This window comes from Streptomyces sp. NPDC127084 (genome assembly GCF_042724175.1).
GTDB lineage: Bacteria > Actinomycetota > Actinomycetes > Streptomycetales > Streptomycetaceae > Streptomyces.
On record NZ_JBHXFA010000002.1, the window covers coordinates 65599 to 82760 of the forward strand.

At 70.9% G+C, this 17162-nt stretch carries 15 protein-coding genes and 1 pseudogene; 12 read left to right on the forward strand and 4 right to left on the reverse strand.

All coding sequences use genetic code 11. The features are described from left to right. Nucleotides 1-72 precede the first annotated feature (72 nt). Nucleotides 73-1021: pseudogene (locus ACFWI9_RS01170) on the forward strand (cysteine desulfurase family protein); the annotation flags it as partial. On the opposite strand, the gene ACFWI9_RS01175 reads toward ACFWI9_RS01170, so the two are convergent. Continuing rightward, on the reverse strand, nucleotides 1014-1685 hold the full coding sequence (locus tag ACFWI9_RS01175) for an N-acetylmuramoyl-L-alanine amidase (protein ID WP_387158077.1): 672 nt from the start codon (nucleotides 1683-1685) through the stop codon (nucleotides 1014-1016). The pseudogene ACFWI9_RS01170 and the gene ACFWI9_RS01175 sit on opposite strands and share 8 nt — an antisense overlap. 85 nt (nucleotides 1686-1770) lie before the next feature. Here ACFWI9_RS01175 and mnmA point away from each other — a divergent pair, with 85 nt between their 5' ends. From mnmA to ACFWI9_RS01205, 6 genes are all read left to right on the forward strand, one after another. Further along, nucleotides 1771-2898 carry a tRNA 2-thiouridine(34) synthase MnmA gene (gene mnmA / locus ACFWI9_RS01180; RefSeq protein WP_387158079.1) on the forward strand — a complete coding sequence of 376 codons (1128 nt, stop codon included), beginning with the start codon at nucleotides 1771-1773 and terminating at the stop codon, nucleotides 2896-2898. A 105-nt stretch (nucleotides 2899-3003) separates the two neighbouring features. After that, the gene (locus tag ACFWI9_RS01185; protein WP_387158081.1) at nucleotides 3004-3543 is read left to right on the forward strand and encodes a TIGR00730 family Rossman fold protein; all 540 of its coding nucleotides are present in this window, start codon (nucleotides 3004-3006) and stop codon (nucleotides 3541-3543) included. A gap of 16 nt (nucleotides 3544-3559) precedes the next feature. After that, on the forward strand, nucleotides 3560-4249 hold the full coding sequence (locus ACFWI9_RS01190; RefSeq protein ID WP_387158082.1) for an SDR family oxidoreductase: 690 nt from the start codon (nucleotides 3560-3562) through the stop codon (nucleotides 4247-4249). A gap of 77 nt (nucleotides 4250-4326) precedes the next feature. Continuing rightward, nucleotides 4327-5310 (forward strand): methionine synthase, encoded by a 984-nt coding sequence (locus ACFWI9_RS01195; RefSeq protein ID WP_387158145.1) that lies wholly within the window; start codon nucleotides 4327-4329, stop codon nucleotides 5308-5310. A gap of 35 nt (nucleotides 5311-5345) precedes the next feature. Beyond that, entirely contained in the window at nucleotides 5346-7529 is a 2184-nt protein-coding gene (gene ligA, locus ACFWI9_RS01200) for an NAD-dependent DNA ligase LigA (RefSeq protein WP_387158084.1), read from the forward strand. Nucleotides 7530-7792: 263 nt separating this feature from the next. After that, the gene (locus ACFWI9_RS01205; RefSeq protein WP_387158085.1) at nucleotides 7793-9910 is read left to right on the forward strand and encodes a putative bifunctional diguanylate cyclase/phosphodiesterase; all 2118 of its coding nucleotides are present in this window, start codon (nucleotides 7793-7795) and stop codon (nucleotides 9908-9910) included. Nucleotides 9911-10093: 183 nt separating this feature from the next. On the opposite strand, the gene ACFWI9_RS01210 is transcribed toward ACFWI9_RS01205, so the two are convergent. Both ACFWI9_RS01210 and ACFWI9_RS01215 read right to left on the reverse strand, forming a co-directional pair. Further along, on the reverse strand, nucleotides 10094-10699 hold the full coding sequence (locus ACFWI9_RS01210; RefSeq protein WP_387158087.1) for an SGNH/GDSL hydrolase family protein: 606 nt from the start codon (nucleotides 10697-10699) through the stop codon (nucleotides 10094-10096). 76 nt (nucleotides 10700-10775) lie between these two features. Continuing rightward, nucleotides 10776-11834 (reverse strand): aromatic acid exporter family protein, encoded by a 1059-nt coding sequence (locus ACFWI9_RS01215; protein WP_387158089.1) that lies wholly within the window; start codon nucleotides 11832-11834, stop codon nucleotides 10776-10778. 184 nt (nucleotides 11835-12018) lie between these two features. Here ACFWI9_RS01215 and gatC point away from each other — a divergent pair, with 184 nt between their 5' ends. The 4 genes from gatC to gatB are packed head-to-tail and all read left to right on the forward strand — an operon-like array spanning nucleotide 12019 to nucleotide 15584. Then, nucleotides 12019-12315, forward strand: coding sequence for an Asp-tRNA(Asn)/Glu-tRNA(Gln) amidotransferase subunit GatC (gene gatC / locus ACFWI9_RS01220; protein ID WP_366479828.1), 297 nt, complete (start codon nucleotides 12019-12021; stop codon nucleotides 12313-12315). 2 nt (nucleotides 12316-12317) lie between these two features. Next, nucleotides 12318-13817, forward strand: coding sequence for an Asp-tRNA(Asn)/Glu-tRNA(Gln) amidotransferase subunit GatA (gene gatA, locus ACFWI9_RS01225; protein WP_387158091.1), 1500 nt, complete (start codon nucleotides 12318-12320; stop codon nucleotides 13815-13817). Continuing rightward, a complete protein-coding gene (locus tag ACFWI9_RS01230) occupies nucleotides 13814-14053 on the forward strand; it encodes a hypothetical protein (protein WP_338673106.1) in 240 nt (79 codons plus the stop codon). Before gatA ends, ACFWI9_RS01230 begins: the two co-directional genes overlap by 4 nt. Before the next feature lie 16 nt (nucleotides 14054-14069). Further along, nucleotides 14070-15584, forward strand: a complete 1515-nt coding sequence (gatB, locus tag ACFWI9_RS01235) for an Asp-tRNA(Asn)/Glu-tRNA(Gln) amidotransferase subunit GatB (RefSeq protein WP_387158093.1) — start codon at nucleotides 14070-14072, stop codon at nucleotides 15582-15584. Nucleotides 15585-15747: 163 nt separating this feature from the next. On the opposite strand, the gene ACFWI9_RS01240 is transcribed toward gatB, so the two are convergent. Further along, complete coding sequence (locus tag ACFWI9_RS01240; RefSeq protein ID WP_387158095.1) at nucleotides 15748-16536, reverse strand: hypothetical protein; 789 nt, start codon at nucleotides 16534-16536, stop codon at nucleotides 15748-15750. 434 nt (nucleotides 16537-16970) lie between these two features. Between ACFWI9_RS01240 and ACFWI9_RS01245 the strand changes: the two genes are divergently transcribed. Then, nucleotides 16971-17144, forward strand: a complete 174-nt coding sequence (locus ACFWI9_RS01245) for a hypothetical protein (protein WP_387158097.1) — start codon at nucleotides 16971-16973, stop codon at nucleotides 17142-17144. Nucleotides 17145-17162: the final 18 nt, after the last annotated feature.

Consider the following 17162-nt stretch of genomic DNA (forward strand, 5'->3'; position numbering starts at 1 on the left):
GTGCAGACCCCGCAGCAGGACGCGCCCGAGCTGTGGAAGGCCGTCACCAACGGCGACAAGTCGGCCGCCGGTATCGCGCACGTCTGGCTCGACGGTGTCCGCAAGGCCAGCCTCGACAAGTCCGTGCCGCAGATCGGCGCCCCGACGGCGTGGGCGGCCGGCTACACGGGCAAGGGCGTCAAGGCTCGGTGAACACGAGGGCGCCACCATCGAGTACCTGCCCGTCGACCGGCACGGCCGGGTGCACCCCCAGGCTCTGCGCGAGGCGATCGAGCGGGATCCGGACGATGTCGCCCTCGTCACCGTGATGTGGGCCAACAACGAGATCGGCACGGTGCTGCCGGTCCGCGAACTCGCCGACACCGCCGCCGAGTACGGCATCCCGCTGCACTCCGACGCCGTGCAGGCGTTCGGACAGCTCGATGTGGACTTCGGGGCATCCGGCCTCGCCGCGTTGACCGTCAGCGCCCACAAGATCGGTGGGCCTTACGGCATCGGTGCGCTGCTGCTCGGCCGGGAGTACACCCCAGTGCCGGTGCTGCACGGCGGCGGCCAGGAACGCCACGTCCGCTCGGGCACCCTCGACGTACCCGCCGTGGCCGCCTTCGCCGTCGCGGGGCGGCTCGCGGCGGAGGGGCGCGCGGACTTCGTACACGAGGTCGGCGCCCTGCGGGACCGGCTGGTCGACGCCGTACGCACCGCCGTACCCGACGCGATCCTCGGCGGCGACCCTGAGCACCGGCTGCCGGCCAACGCCCACTTCACCTTCCCCGGCTGCGAGGGGGATTCCCTGCTGCTGCTGCTCGACGCCCAGGGCATCGAGTGCTCCACCGGCTCCGCCTGTACGGCCGGGATCGCCCAGCCCAGCCATGTGCTGCTCGCGACCGGCACCGATCCGGAGCTGGCCCGCGGGACGCTGCGCTTCAGTCTGGGCCACACCTCCACCCAGGAGGACGTGGAGGCCGTCGCGAAGGCCATCGGCCCGGTGGTCGAGCGGGCGCGTTCGGCAGGGCTCAGCTGACCGCCTCGGACTCCGTCGGCACGGACGTCGAGCGCACCAGCCGCAGATAGCCGTCCCAGTCCCAGTGCGGACCGGGATCGGTGTGGTCCGCGCCCGGCACCTCCACGTGCCCGATGATGTGCTCCCGGTCCACCGGGATTCCGTACCGCCGGCAGATCCCGGCCGTCAGCCGGGCCGACGCGGCGTACATCGCGTCCGTGAAGTCCTTCGGCCGGTCCACGAAACCCTCGTGCTCGATCCCGATGCTGCGCTGGTTCATCGAACGGCTCCCGGCGTGGTACGCCACATCGAGCTCGCGGACAAGCTGGGCTATCCGCCCGTCCTTGCCCACCACATAGTGGGTCGCCGCGCGATGAGCCGGGTTCTTGAAGACCTTCAGGGCGGTCGCGTAGCTGCCCTGGACGACATGGATCACCACGCGGTCGATCACGTAGTCGTCAGGGCGGTCGGCCCGGCGCCAGTTGGCCCCGGACGCCGCCGTCCACAGTGCCCCCGGGTGGTCCAGCTCGCCCTCCACCCGGTCCTTCTCCACTCCGGGCAGCCGCCACCACCAGCGCCTGATCTCGTCACGGGCCGCCACCCCCGTACCGACGAGCGCGGCCCCGCCGCCGATCAGCACCGCCCTGCGGCCGACACCCCGCCGTCCGTCTCCACTGCCGCCCATGCCACCCCTACGCCGCCCGCTCTCACATACACGAACGCATACTCGGGAGCCTGCGGTTCCCACGGCCCCGTACCCTGGTAGGGCTATGACTCAGACTCCTCCGCGTCCGCTCCGTGTGCTCGCCGCCATGTCCGGCGGTGTGGACTCCGCCGTCGCCGCCGCTCGCGCCGCCGAAGCCGGGCACGACGTCACCGGCGTACACCTGGCACTCTCCGCGAATCCCCAGTCCTTCCGCACCGGCGCCCGTGGCTGCTGCACCATCGAGGACTCGCGCGACGCACGACGCGCCGCCGATGTCATCGGCATCCCCTTCTATGTCTGGGACCTCGCCGAGCGCTTCCGCGAGGACGTCGTGGAGGACTTCATCGCGGAGTACGAGGCGGGCCGGACGCCCAATCCGTGTCTGCGCTGCAACGAGAAGATCAAGTTCGCCGCACTGCTGGACAAGGCCCTGGCGCTCGGTTTCGACGCCGTGTGCACGGGCCACTACGCGACGGTGGTCGTACAGGACGATGGCAGCCGCGAGCTGCACCGGGCGAGCGACATGGCCAAGGACCAGTCCTATGTGCTGGGCGTCCTCGACGAGAAGCAGCTCGCCCACGCGATGTTCCCGCTCGGCGACACCCTCACCACCAAGGACGAGATCCGCGCCGAGGCCGAGCGGCGGGGGCTCGCGGTGGCGAAGAAGCCCGACAGCCACGACATCTGCTTCATCGCCGACGGCGACACCCAGGGCTTCCTCGCGAACCGCCTCGGCAAGGCGGAGGGCGACATCGTGGACGAGACCGGTACGAAACTCGGCACCCACGAGGGCGCGTACGGATTCACCATCGGCCAGCGCAAGGGGCTGCGCATCGGCCACCCCGCGCCCGACGGCAAGCCGCGCTACGTCCTGGACATCTCACCCGTCGACAACACCGTCACGGTGGGGCCGGCCGAGGCGCTTGAGGTCAGCGCCCTGACCGCGATCAAGCCACGCTGGTGCGGCGCCGCCCCGCAGGGGCCGGGCGGCTACACCGCCCAGCTGCGCGCCCACGGCGGTGAGACCGAGGTCACCGCCGAGCTGACCGGCGGCGAACTGCGCGTCACCTTCAGCGAGCCGGTGCGCGGGGTGGCGCCCGGCCAGGCGATCGTGCTGTACGACGGCACCCGTGTGGTCGGCTCGGCGACGATCGCCACGACGGTACGGCGGGGCGCGGACGCGGTCGCGTAGACCGGCGATCCGGCCCGCGCCACCCGATGGCGGCCCGCGTCATCCGGCGCGTGCGAACTCATCGGCGCGGTACGGGGCGTCCAGGGAGCCCCGTACCGTGACCGTATGAATATCTGCGTCTTCCTCTCCGCCGCCGATCTTGACGAGCGCTACACCCGGCCGGCCCGCGAGTTCGCCGAACTGCTCGGCAAGGGCGGCCACACGCTCGTCTGGGGAGGGTCGGACGTCGGCCTGATGAAGGTCGTCGCCGACGGTGTGCAGGAAGCCGGAGGGCGCCTGGTCGGTGTGTCCGTCGAGTTCCTCTCGGACCGGGCGCGCGCCATCGCCGACGAGATGGTGGTGGCCCGCGATCTCGCCGAGCGCAAGGCGCAGATGCTCAGCCGCGCGGACGCCGTGGTGATCATGGTCGGTGGTACGGGGACACTGGACGAGGCCACCGAGATCCTGGAGCTGAAGAAGCACGGGCACACCACCATGCCGGTGGTGCTGCTCAACACCGCGGGTTTCTACGACGGGCTCCGGCAGCAGTTCCTGCGCATGGAGGCCGAGGGCTTCCTGCCCGTGCCCCTCAGCGACCTGGTGTTCTTCGCCGAGGAGCCCGTCGGCGCGCTCGCCTACCTTGAGGAGTCCTCAGGCATGCGGTGATGCGAGCATTGCCCCTATGGCTACTCATCTGATCACCGGCGCGGGCTCCGGCATCGGCGCCTCCGTCGCACGCCGGCTGCATGAGCGCGGTGACGAACTCGTGCTGCTGGCACGCGATGCGGGACGTGCCAAGGAGTTCGCCCAGGCGTACCCCGGGGCCCGTACGCTCGTCGGCGACCTCGCCGCACCCGACCGGCTCTCCTGGGCGTTCTCGCACCAGACCATGCCCGAACGCCTTGACTCGCTGCTGCATATCGCCGGAATCGTGGACCTGGGTCCGGTCGGCGACCTCACGCCGAAGACCTGGCATGCCCAGCTCGACGTGAACCTGGTGGGACCGGCCGAGCTGACCCGTCTCCTGCTTCCGCAACTGCGGGCCGCGCAGGGCACGGTGATCTTCGTGAACTCCGGCGCGGGGCTCACCGCGCACGCGGGCTGGAGCGCGTACGCCGCCTCCAAGCACGGCCTCAGGGCGCTCGCCGACTCGCTGCGCGAGGAGGAGAAGCCCAACGGCATCCGGGTCAGTTCGGTCTACCCGGGGCGTACCGCGAGTCCGATGCAGGCCAAGGTGCACCAGCAGGAGGGCAAGGAGTACGACCCGGCCCGCTGGATCAGCACGGAGTCGGTCGCGACGACGGTCCTCACCGCCCTCGATCTGCCGCGAGACGCGGAGATCAACGATCTGACGGTGCGGCCGGGCCAGTGACAGAGCAGGCAGACCGGACAGGCCGAACGGGCCAGGCAGACCGATCAGACCGATCAGACCGGACCGACGAGACCTTTGTGTGGGGCCGGGCCACCGGTGTCGGGTCCATGCCGGGCGGCGACGCCCGCGAGGCGGCCAAGACCGTCACCGGCTCATTCGAGGACTTCCCGTACCTGCCCGAACTGCCCGCCCGGGGCCCGGGCGCGGACATGATCGGCCGGACCATCGGTCTGCTGGTGGAGATGTACGGGCATGTCGAGCCCAGCGGCTGGCGGGTCAGTGACCGGCCGGGTCGCGACACCCGGCGCGCCAGGTCCTGGCTCGGCGAGGACCTGGACGCGCTGGAGGAGTTCACCCAGGGATACGAGGGCCCGCTGAAGGTCCAGGCCGTGGGCCCGTGGACGCTGGCCGCCGCACTGGAGTTGCGGAACGGCGAGGCGGCCTTGGCAGACCCTGGTGCCTGCCGTGACCTCGCGGCCTCGCTCGCCGAGGGGCTGCGCGGGCACCTCGCCGAAGTGCGGCGGCGCGTTCCGGGGGCGCGGGTGGTGCTTCAGCTGGACGAGCCGTCCCTCACCGCGGTGCTGCGCGGGCAGATCAGGACCGCGAGCGGCTACCGGACGCATCGGGCGGTGGACCGGCAGCTTGTTGAGAGCGCGCTGCGCGACATGCGAGCGGTCACGGACGGTCCTGTGGTGGTGCACTCCTGCGCCCCCGATGTGCCGTTCGCGCTGCTGCGCCGCGCCGGGGCCACCGGGGTCTCGTTCGATTTCAGCTTGCTCACCGAGCGTGATGAGGAGGCGATCGGGGAGGCGGTCGAGGGCGGTACGAAGCTCTTCGCGGGGGTGGTCGGGTCCACGGACGGCCCGTTGTCAGACCCGGGCGGTAGCGTCATGGGTGTCAGGGCGCTGTGGCGCAGGCTGGGGCTGAGTCCGGGGACTCTTGAGGGGTCTGTGGTAATCACTCCTTCGTGCGGGCTGGCGGGTGCTTCGCCCGCCTACGCGCGTGCGGCTCTCGCGCACTGTGTCAGGGCGGCGAGATCACTCGCGGACAACCCTGAGTAATGGACTCGGGGCTGAGGTAACGGGAGGACATCACGGTGGCTGTCGAACAGCAGGGGACGGTGCCCGCGGAGGCACGGGAGAACCACGCCCAGCTGGCGGAGCAGATCGAGGAGCACCGCTTCCGGTACTACGTGAAGGACCAGCCGGTCATCAGCGACGCCGAGTTCGACAAGCTGCTGCGGGCGCTGGAGGCGCTGGAGGAGGAGTATCCGGAGCTGCGCACCCCCGACTCTCCGACCCAGAAGGTCGCTGGGGCGTACGAGACGGAGTTCACTGCCGTCGAGCACCGCGAGCGGATGCTGTCGCTGGACAACGCCTTCGACGAGGCGGAGCTGACCGGCTGGGCGGATCGGGTCGCGAAGGAGGTCGGGACGTCCGCGCACCACTTCCTGTGCGAGCTCAAGGTTGATGGCCTCGCGGTCAATCTGACCTACGAGAAGGGCCGGCTGACCCGGGCGGCGACCCGTGGTGACGGCCGCACCGGCGAGGACATCACGCCGAACGTGCGGACGATCGGGGACATCCCGGAGCGGCTGAAGGGCGACCGTATCCCGGATCTGGTCGAGATCCGCGGTGAGGTCTACTTCCCGATGGAGGCGTTCGAGGAGCTCAACGCGCGGCGTGTCGCGGCGGGTGAGCAGCCGTACGCCAACCCGCGCAACTCGGCGTCGGGTTCGCTGCGCCAGAAGGACCCGAAGGTCACCGCGACGCTTCCGCTGCACATGGTGGTGCACGGCATCGGGGCGCGGGACGGTCTGGAGATCACCCGTCTGTCGCAGGCGTACGAGCTGCTGCACGAATGGGGTCTGCCGACGGCACAGCACAACAAGGTGGTCGGCTCCCTGGACGAGGTGCGCGAGTTCATCGCGTACTACGGCGAGCACCGGCACTCCGTCGAGCACGAGATCGACGGAGTGGTGGTCAAGCTGGACGAGATCCCGCTCCAGGGCAGGCTCGGCTCGACCTCCCGGGCCCCGCGCTGGGCCATCGCCTGGAAGTACGCCCCGGAGGAGGTCAACACCAAGCTGGTCAACATCCGCGTGGGTGTGGGCCGTACGGGCCGGGTCACTCCCTACGCGCAGGTGGAGCCGGTCAAGGTGGCCGGTTCCGAGGTCGAGTTCGCCACGCTGCACAACCAGGACGTGGTGAAGGCCAAGGGCGTGCTGATCGGCGACACCGTGGTGCTGCGCAAGGCGGGCGACGTCATCCCCGAGATCCTCGGTCCTGTGGTGGATCTTCGGGACGGCAGCGAGCGGGAGTTCGTGATGCCGGCCGAGTGCCCTGAGTGCGGTACGGCGCTGCGGCCGATGAAGGAGGGCGACATCGACCTCCGCTGCCCCAACAGCCGCAGTTGCCCCGCCCAGTTGCGCGAGCGGTTGTTCTATCTCGGTGGGCGCAAGTGCCTGGACATCGAGGCCTTCGGCTATGTCGCGGCGGCGGCGCTGACCAAGCCCCTGGAGCCGGCCGATCCTCCGCTGGCCGACGAGGGCGATCTGTTCGATCTGACGGTCGAGAAGCTGCTGCCCATCAAGGCCTATGTCCTGGACCAGGACAGCGGGCTGCCCAAGCGGGACCCGAAGACCGGTGAGGAGAAGATCGTCACCGTCTTCGCCAACCAGCAGGGCGAGCCGAAGAAGAACACCCTGGCGCTGCTGGAGAACATCGCGGCGGCCAAGGAGCGCCCGCTGGCCCGCGTCATCACGGGTCTGTCCATCCGCCATGTCGGCCCGGTGGCAGCCGAGGCGCTGGCCCGTGAGTTCCGCTCCATCGAGCGGATCGAGCAGGCGTCGGAGGAGGAGCTGGCGGCGGTCGAGGGCGTCGGACCGACCATCGCCGCCTCGCTGAAGCAGTGGTTCGAGGAGGACTGGCACCGCGAGATCCTGCGCAAGTGGCGGGCCGCTGGCGTCCGGATGGAGGACGAGGGCGCCGGTGAGGACCAGGGCCCGCGTCCGCTGGAGGGCCTCACGGTCGTCGTCACGGGCACCCTGCAGAAGTACACCAGGGACGGCGCCAAGGACGCCCTTCAGGGCCTCGGGGCGAAGGTGACGGGCTCGGTCTCCAAGAAGACCTCCTTCGTGGTGGTCGGCGACAGTCCCGGCTCCAAGTACGACAAGGCCATGCAGCTGAAGGTGCCGGTGCTGGACGAGGACGGCTTCGGGGTGCTGCTGGACCAAGGTCCGGACGCTGCCCGAGCGGCCGCGATGCCGGTCGAGGAGTAGGGGGCGAAGTGCGGCCAGGAGTGGCACGTATGATCGAGCGTTCCCTCTGATGGGTTCACCCGATCGGCGCATATCAGAGGGATAAGGGTGGCTGGGCCGCAATCGGGCAAGAGCTGTAGAGCGCTGCCCGTCCAAGCCTTCCGCAGCCTACTGTTGAGTTGTGCGCCTGTCGCACACGGCTGCGTGGTGAGGTTCCGGCCGTGGTGGCAGGACAGGTAGCCCATCGCGTGGCATCGGCACCGCCGGCTGTGAGAGGGACGGGTATGGAACCGACCGAGAACGCCGCCCCGGTCTCACGGCCGCGTGGTTTCCGGGGGTTTGAGCGTATCGCCGCCGGGATGCCCTTCGTGGTCGTGGGGCTAGCCGCCCTCGCCCTGGCGGCGGGCATCGTCGCGGCACTGACGCAGGGACACCCGCTGTTTCCCGTCGGGGTTGAGGGCTGGTCCCTCGCCGTGCTCACCGGCCTCATCGTCAGCCATTTGGTCGCATTGGGCCGCGACCGCTGGTGGGGCGGCACCGGTTCGGGTGCCGCCCTCACCCTCGCGGTGCTGCTGCTCTACGGCTGGGTGCCCGCGGGGCTCGTCAGCCTCGCGGTCGTGCTGCTCGTCGGCGCGGCCCGCAGGCACCGCTGGAGGCAAGGGCTGCTGCACGGAGCGGCGGATGTACTGGGCGTCGGCGCCGCGGCCCTGGTGCTCGCCGCGTTCGGCGAGGTGCCGACGGTGAACCAGCCCTGGTCACCCCTGGACTGGGGGGCTGACGCCGGCCCCGAAGTGGTGCTCGCGGCCACCGCCTATCTCGGCGTCACCCGAACGGTGCTGTGGTACACGCTGGCGCCGCAGAGCGGCGGACTGCCCACCGCCGCCCGTACGGCCCTGCTGCGGCAGGGCCTTGTCGCGGTGGCGCTGCTCGGCATCGCCCCGCTGATCTGTGTGGTGGCGACCGCGCTGCCGATCCTGCTGCCGCTCTTCGCCGTGCCGCTGATCGCCCTGGACTCCACTCTGTGGATCGCCCGGGCCCGGGCCGAGGAGCAGTTGCGGGACCCACTGACCGGACTGCCCAACCGGCAGTGGCTGCTGGAGCGCACCTGGGCGGCGCTCGAGGAAGCCGAGGGAGTCGGCGCCCGGTCCGCACTCGTCCTCATCGACCTCGACCGCTTCCGCTCCGTCAACGACACCCTCGGGCATCTGGCGGGGGACCGGCTGCTGCTCCAGATCGCCGAACGGCTGCGGCTCGCACTGCCGCGCGGAGCGGAGGCGGCCAGGCTCGGCGGCGACGAGTTCGCCGTGCTGCTGCCGGCCACGGACTCCGCCACCAGCGCCCAGCGCGTCGCCCGCCAGCTGGTCGGCCGGCTCTCCTCGCCGCTCGATCTCGACGGGCTCACCCTCATACTGGAAGCAAGCGCGGGGCTCGCACTCTTCCCCGACCACGCACTGGACGCCGAAGGGCTCCTCAGGCGCGCGGATGTGGCGATGTACCAGGCGAAACGCGATCGCTCCGGCGTCGAGGTGTATGAATCGAAGAGGGACTCGAACACGCCTGACCGGCTCGGGCTGCTGGGCGATCTGCGCAGGGCGCTGGACGCCGGAGACGTGGAGCTGCACTACCAGCCCAAGGTCGGCTTCGACGGCCAGGTGGCCGGGCTCGAGGCTCTGGTGCGCTGGGTGCACCCGGACCGCGGCCAGGTCCCGCCGGACGAGTTCATCGCCATCGCCGAGTCCTCCGGGCTGATGCCCCATCTGACGGAGTACGTCCTGGAGACCGCGCTCGCACAGGTGGCCCGATGGCGGGCCGAGGGGCTGCATGTCCCGGTCGCCGTCAACGTGTCGCCGCGTGACGTCCACACCCCCGGGTTCGCCGGAGCCGTCGCGGCGCGGCTGGCCCGGCACGGCGTACCGGCCGGAGCCCTCCAACTGGAGATCACCGAGCATGTGCTGCTGGAGGACCCGCAGCGCGCCGCCGACACCCTCGCCGGGCTCGCGGGCCACGGAGTGAAGATGTCCCTCGACGACTTCGGTACCGGCTACTCCTCGCTGGTCCATCTGCGGCGCCTCCCGGTGAGCGAGCTGAAGATCGACCGCTCGTTCGTGGCCCGCCTCGCGATCGACAACCAGGACGCCGAGATCGTCCGCTGCACCGTCGACCTGGCCCATTCGCTCGGGCTGCTCGTGGTCGCGGAGGGTGTCGAGGACGACGAGACCTGGGAGCGGCTGCGGGACCTGGGCTGCGACGCCGTCCAGGGCTGGCTGGTCGCCGCCGCGATGCCTCCGCAGGAGACCACGGCCTGGCTCCGCGCCCGCGGCGAGCACGGCTGGCGACGCCCCGTGGGCGAGCTGCCCGCCGCAGCGCCGGCGGACGCGGACCGGCCTCCGGCCATGTCGTGAACCGGGAACCGCCCGCCAACCGGGCGCGTCACCGCTGGCGGACAACCTGCGACGGCCGTGGGCTCCCCGACGCGCCGGCCGCTCTCCGCCCCCGGACAGCCGCGGCGACGGCGGGGTCGGCCATCGAAGGCCGATGGCTGCGCCTGACTTCGCGGAAGCCGCTCAGCCGGTAGCCCGAAGCCGCTAAAGAGTCCGGAGCTCACCCAGTCCGAGCGTGCGCAGGGTGTGGTTGGCCATGTGGAGATGCCCGACGGCGTTCGGGTGCACCGGATCGTCGAGCCAGGGGATCGGGTCCTCGTCGCCGAACTGCGCCTTCCAGTACGCCTCGTGGTCGACGAGGAGGGCCCCGGTGTCCTGCGCGATCTCGCGGACGGCCTGGCAGTAGTCCGGCAGCGCGGCACGTCTGACCCGCCCGGTCTCGCTGACCGGGACCGGGGTGTGAACCACGATCTGTGCGCCGCCGGTGCGCCTGATAATCGACCGCATCGCCCGGTGGAACCCGGGGAGGGCGGCCGTTCCGTCGAGGGCGTCGTTGGTGCCCAGGGATATGGAGAGCACGTCGGGGGAGAAGCGGCCGATCAGATGGTCGTAGGAGGCGAGTACCTCAGCGGCTGTCCAGCCCGAGACACCGGTGTTCACGACGATGTCGGTCAGCCGGTCGAGCTGCCAGCGCACCCGCTCGTGCACGTGCTCGACCCATCCCCGCGCGCCGTGGGTGTGCAGCACCCCATGGGTGATGCTGTCACCCGCGGCCACCCAGGTCATCGGTCCGGCGGACAGCTGGATCATCGGGAGTCCCCCTTCGTGCCCCGTAGATCATCTACGAGACCGCCGGTGGATATCGCCGCGAGCACCATGAACTCGGTCACATATTCGACCCGGTGCTCCCAGTGCTCCCGGTGTCCTTGGCACCCTCGTCGCCGTCCGGATCATCCAGGTCATCCAGGTCGTCCAGGATCCGCTGGAACGGCCGCCGCAGCGCCACGGCGGCGGGACGGGGGGTGGCGCGCTTGAAGGCGTCCAGTTCGCCGCGGGCCTCGGCGATCGCGGGGCCCGCGTCCCCGCCCTCCATACGGAGTTCGATGGCCCGAGCGGTGGCCGCCGCGATCGCCGTACAGGGCCGGCGCGCCTTCACCAGGTCCGCGACGGTGTCAGGGCGCGGGGTGAAGAACGCGGCCTCCCTGGCGAGCACCTGGACATGTGAGGCGAGTTCGGCCGCGACGGCGATGTGGCGGCACAGGTCCCGGACGGCTTCCCTGTGCCGCCGCTGCCACGGGTTGAACGCCAGGAGGCGCTCGGCATCCTGCGACTCCCGGGCCGTGTGCTGGAGCTCCCGCATGTCCTTCCGCACCCGTACGAGGTTGTCCTGCGCTGCGGCCGGGTCGGTACCGAGTACGGCGACCGTTCCGGTCAGCGCGCGGGCCAGCCGCGCGCCGCAGTCCCGTACGGTCGCCCGCAGCACGCGGCGTGGGTCGGGCGGCCACAGCAGCGGTCCGAGCAGCACCGTCGCCACGGCACCGACCGCGGTCTCCCACACCCGCGCGGTCCCGTAGGCACCGGGGCTGGGATTGGCGAACACCAGCAGCGCGGAAACCGCGACCTGCACGTTGAGCTCGCCGCCCGGGCGCAGCACCGCCCCGATGAGCAGACCCGCGCCCACGACCAGGGCCAGCGTGAGTGCCTGGGGGCGCAGCACGTTCAGCACACCGATCCCGAGCAGGACCCCCGCGACCACGCCCAGGACCCGGCTGAGCGAGGTGACCACCGCCGCCCCGGGGCTGCCGCGCATGGCGAAGACCGGGACCAGGGCGGCGAAGACCGGGGGCTGGTCGGCACCCAGCCATACCGAGGCCTGCCAGGCCACGGTGGCGGTGACGGTGATCCGGGCGATCACGGGTCCGTCGTCGGCCACGGGCGTACGCACCCGACCATCGCTACCCCATCGGCGCGGCGGGCCGGCGGGAGCCGGGGCGGCGGGAGAGCGGAGTCCACCCGGGTGCCCCAGCGGCCGCCGCGTGAAGCCGGCCGGGCAAAGCGTTTCGCGGGCACGGGTGGCGGCCCCATAGGATTGGGGCCAAAACCCGAACACTCACCCTGAGGATCGCTGCATGCCTGGCATCACGCGCGAGGAGGTCGCCCACCTCGCCCGGCTGGCGCGTCTGGAGCTGAAGGCCGAAGAGCTCGACCACTTCGCCGGACAGCTGGACGACATCATCGGCGCGGTCGCCCGCGTCGCCGAGGTCGCCGACCAAGACGTGCCGCCGACCTCCCACCCGCTGCCGCTGACGAACGTCATGCGCGCGGACGAGGTCCGTCCGTCGCTCACCCCCGAGCAGGCGCTCTCCGGCGCGCCGGCGCAGGAGCAGCAGCGTTTCAAGGTGCCGCAGATCCTGGGGGAGGACTGACCATGACGGACAGCACCATCATCAAGCTCACCGCGGCCGAGATCGCCGCGAAGATCGCCTCCGGCGAGCTCACCGCCGTCGAGGTCACCGAGGCGCATCTGGCGCGTATCGAGGCCGTGGACGAGAAGGTGCACGCCTTCCTGCACGTCGACCGTGAGGGCGCGCTCGCGCAGGCCCGCGCCGTGGACGAGAAGCGCGCGCGCGGCGAGAAGCTGGGACCGCTGGCCGGTGTGCCGCTGGCACTGAAGGACATCTTCACCACCGAGGGCATCCCGACCACGGTCGGCTCCAAGATCCTCGAGGGCTGGATCCCGCCGTACGACGCCACGCTCACCAAGCGGCTCAAGGACGCGGACGTCGTGATCCTCGGCAAGACCAACATGGACGAGTTCGCCATGGGGTCCTCCACCGAGAACAGCGCTTACGGCCCGACCGGCAACCCCTGGGACCTGACCCGGATCCCCGGTGGCTCCGGCGGCGGTTCCTCCGCCGCCCTCGCCTCCTACGAGGCCCCGCTGGCGATCGGCACGGACACCGGCGGCTCGATCCGCCAGCCCGCCGCCGTCACCGGCACCGTCGGCGTGAAGCCCACCTACGGCGCGGTCTCCCGCTACGGCATGGTCGCCTTCTCGTCGTCCCTGGACCAGGGCGGCCCGTGCGCCCGTACCGTCCTGGACGCGGCGCTGCTGCACGAGGTCATCGCCGGGCACGACCCGCTGGACTCCACCTCCATCGACGCTCCGGTCCCCCCGGTGGTCGAGGCCGCGCGCAACGGCTCGGTGGCCGGGATGCGGGTCGGTGTGGTCAAGCAGTTCCGCGGCGAGGGCTACCAGGCCGGCGTGCTCCAGCGCTTCGACGAGTCCGTCGAGCTGCTGCGCGGGCTGGGCGCCGAGATCGTCGAGCTGGACTGCCCGTCCTTCGACCTGGGGCTCTCTGCGTACTACCTGATCGCCCCGTCCGAGTGCTCGTCCAACCTCGCCCGCTTCGACGCCATGCGATACGGCCTGCGGGTCGGCGACGACGGTACGCGCTCCGCCGAGGACGTCACCGCCCTCACCCGTGAGGCGGGCTTCGGCGACGAGGTCAAGCGCCGGATCATGCTGGGCACCTATGCGCTGTCGTCCGGCTACTACGACGCGTACTACGGCAGCGCCCAGAAGGTCCGTACGCTCATCACCCGCGACTTCGAGAAGGCCTTCGAGCAGGTCGACGTGATCGTCTCGCCGACCACGCCGACCACCGCCTTCCCGATCGGCGAGCGCGCCGACGACCCGATGGCGATGTACCTCGCCGACCTGTGCACCATCCCGACCAACCTGGCCGGCAACGCGGCGATGTCGCTGCCCTGCGGTCTGGCGCCGGAGGACAACCTCCCGGTCGGTTTGCAGATCATCGCCCCCGCCATGAAGGACGACCGCCTCTACAAGGTGGGCGCCGCCGTCGAGGCTGCCTTCGTCGCGAAGTGGGGCCACCCGCTGCTGGAGGAGGCACCGTCACTGTGAGCACGCTGCAGAAGGCCAAGGGCTTCAGGAAGTCCAAGACCGGCACCTATCTGGCCATGGCCAGCACCGCGGTGGGCGCGGTCAGCGTCGCCAAGCAGGCCAAGAAGGCGCGTCTGGAGCACGACACGCTCCGCCTGATCGACGCGGCGGTGTCCGCCGCCGCCATCGTCACCGGACTGGCGATCCTCTACCGGGAGCTCAAGCGCCTGGGCGACGACGACGTCCTGTTCGGCTGAGAGGGAAAGTTTCACCGTGACCGTCACGACTGAACTGGTGTCGTACGAGGACGCCCTCGCGGCCTACGACCCCGTCATGGGCCTGGAGGTCCATGTCGAGCTCGGCACCAAGACCAAGATGTTCTGCGGCTGCTCGACCGCGCTGGGCGCCGAGCCCAACACGCAGACCTGCCCCACCTGCCTCGGCATGCCGGGCTCACTGCCGGTGATGAACGCCGTCGGCGTGGAGTCCGCCATCAAGATCGGTCTCGCGCTGCACTGCGAGATCGCCGAGTGGTGCCGCTTCGCCCGGAAGAACTACTTCTATCCGGACATGCCGAAGAACTTCCAGACCTCTCAGTACGACGAGCCGATCGCCTTCAACGGCTATCTGGACGTCCAACTGGAGGACGGCGAGGTCTTCCGCGTGGAGATCGAGCGTGCCCACATGGAGGAGGACACGGGCAAGTCGACACATGTCGGCGGGGCCACCGGCCGTATCCACGGCGCGTCCCACTCGCTCCTCGACTACAACCGGGCCGGCATCCCGCTGATCGAGATCGTCACCAAGCCGATCACCGGCGCCGGTGACCGCGCTCCCGAGGTCGCGAAGGCCTATGTCGCGGAGCTGCGCGAGCTCATCAAGGCCCTCGGTGTGTCCGAGGCCCGGATGGAGATGGGCCAGATGCGCTGCGACGTCAACCTGTCGCTGATGCCCAAGGGCAGCGAGCGGTTCGGCACCCGCAGTGAGACCAAGAACGTCAACTCGCTGCGCAGCGTGGAGCGCGCCGCCCGCTTCGAGATCCAGCGGCACGCCGCCGTGCTGAACGGAGGCGGCACGATCATCCAGGAGACCCGCCACTTCCACGAGGAGGACGGCTCCACGACCTCCGGCCGGGTCAAGGAGGAGGCCGAGGACTACCGGTACTTCCCGGAGCCCGACCTGGTGCCGGTGGCCCCGTCCCGTGAGTGGGTCGAGGAGCTCCGGGGCGCGCTGCCCGAACTTCCGCGTGTGCGCCGCAACCGGTTGCGCGAGGAGTGGGGCGTCTCCGAGACGGACATGCAGTCGATCCTCAACGCCGGCGCGGTCGACCTGATCGTCGCCAGCATCGAGGCGGGTGCCGACTCCGCTTCGGCCCGCAAGTGGTGGATGGGCGAGCTGGCCCGTAACGCCAACGAGTCGGGCCGCGCCCTGGAAGAGCTCCCGATCACCCCGGAGCAGGTCGCCCGGGTGACCGCCCTGGTCGCCGACGGTTCGCTCAACGACAAGCTGGCCCGCCAGGTCATCGAGGGCGTCCTCGCGGGCGAGGGCGACCCGGACGCCGTCGTGGACAAGCGCGGACTGAAGGTCGTCTCCGACGAGGGCGCGCTCGGCACGGCCGTGGACGAGGCCATCGCGGGCAACGCCGCCATCGCGGACAAGATCCGCGGCGGCAAGGTCGCGGCGGTCGGCGCGCTGGTAGGCGCGGTCATGAAGGCCACGCGCGGCCAGGCGGACGCGGCCCGGGTGAAGGAACTGATCCTGGAGAAGCTCGGCGTATCCGAGGGCTGAGTCCAGCGGTATCCGCTACGAGGGCGGGGCGCCGTACGGTGCCCCGCCCTCACGCATGTCCGGGGGTGGGTGGTGCCGGTTTCCGGGACCCAGGCACCCCGGGCGGTGATCCCAGTCCTCGCACCCGCCCGACGGTGGGTGCCGGGGGCGGGTTCGCGTGCCGTCAGGCCCTGCGTATCCCGAGGCCGGGGAGCCACAGCTCACCCCGGTCGTTGACCCCCACATCCCGCACCACGAGATCGTCCGGGGCCACGGCTCCGCGCGCCCGCAGCTCCGTCACCGTCAGCCGTGCGGCCAGCCGGGCCGCGTTCTCGAACACCTCATGGAACACCGACTGCCACCAGCCCCGGTCCCTGGCCTGCCAGCCACGCCCCCGCATCTGGCGCTCCCGCCCCGGCCCCTGGTCGGTGTCCCGGTCGTCTACGGCCACGCTCAAGCCCTCGTCCGGGCTGTAGGAGACCACCAGCTCCCGCCCGGGATCCCTGCTGGACAGGACCGTGAAGCCGGCCCACTCACCCGGAAGCTGCACCGGCAACTGCTCGGCCCAGGCCCCGAGCATCAGCTCCAGGGCGATCTCCAGGTGCTCCCAGCAGCCGGCGAGACGCGAGCCCGACCGCGCCACCGGACGCTCGCCCGGACCGTTCCGGTACAACTGCCAGCTGTACGGCAGCAGATCGAAGTCATGGGACCCGGTCGGCGAGCTGATGCCGCACCAGGCGAAGCTGCGGTACTCCTCTTCCTCCAGCAACTCCGTATGGTGGACGGAGAGCCGCACGCCGAAGCGATCACCAGACAGCAGCAGCATCCTGCGGTCGTCGCGCCAGCGGACATTCGGCCCCTGTGCCGAACCCCCGTACAGCGTCGGCTCACCGACGCGGCCCGCAATCGCCCCGTACACCTCCCGGAACGCCTCGCGCCGGGCGAGCGTGGAGGCCCCTGGTTCGTAGCACACCACCGGGACCGGTGGCCCCCCTGCGTATTCCTCCGGCCCGTCGCATAAGTGCCCGGCAAGCTCAGCGGCTTCCCCCGGTGACTTGACAGTGATGGTCTTCGACGCCCCCGTATCAGTCATGCCTCCCATGCTGCCAGGCGGCGGTGACAACGATGCCGGTTTCCTGTCTCCGGCTGATGGGACGGGTCATTTGGCGCGATTTCGACCAAGCGCTCCGGGCGGACGGCGCCGGCGCCCGCACGCGGCCTGGGATGTGTCAGGCACGACCTAAGGCACGCCGGTCGCCGCAGGGCCCTTGTCTAAGTCCTCCGAGCCGCCATGATGCGGCACTCTCCCGATGTGGACACGCCGCCTGGGAGACGAGAGTGGAGGCATCGAAGACAGCGGGGGCACGCAAACCGTCGCCGCGTCCACGTCACCAGAAGGAGAACGCCGTGTTCGAGTACCAACTCCACGAGCTGCGCCACGCCGAGCTGGTCCGCCGGGCCGAGAACGAGTGGCTCGCGCGCCATGCCCGGCGCACCCGCCGCACCGTTCGCAGGTCCGCCGCAAACGCATCGGAAGAGCGGGCGAGCGGCAGCCGGAGCCGGCGCGGGCAGGAGAAGTGAGCCGACGTCAGGGGTGGT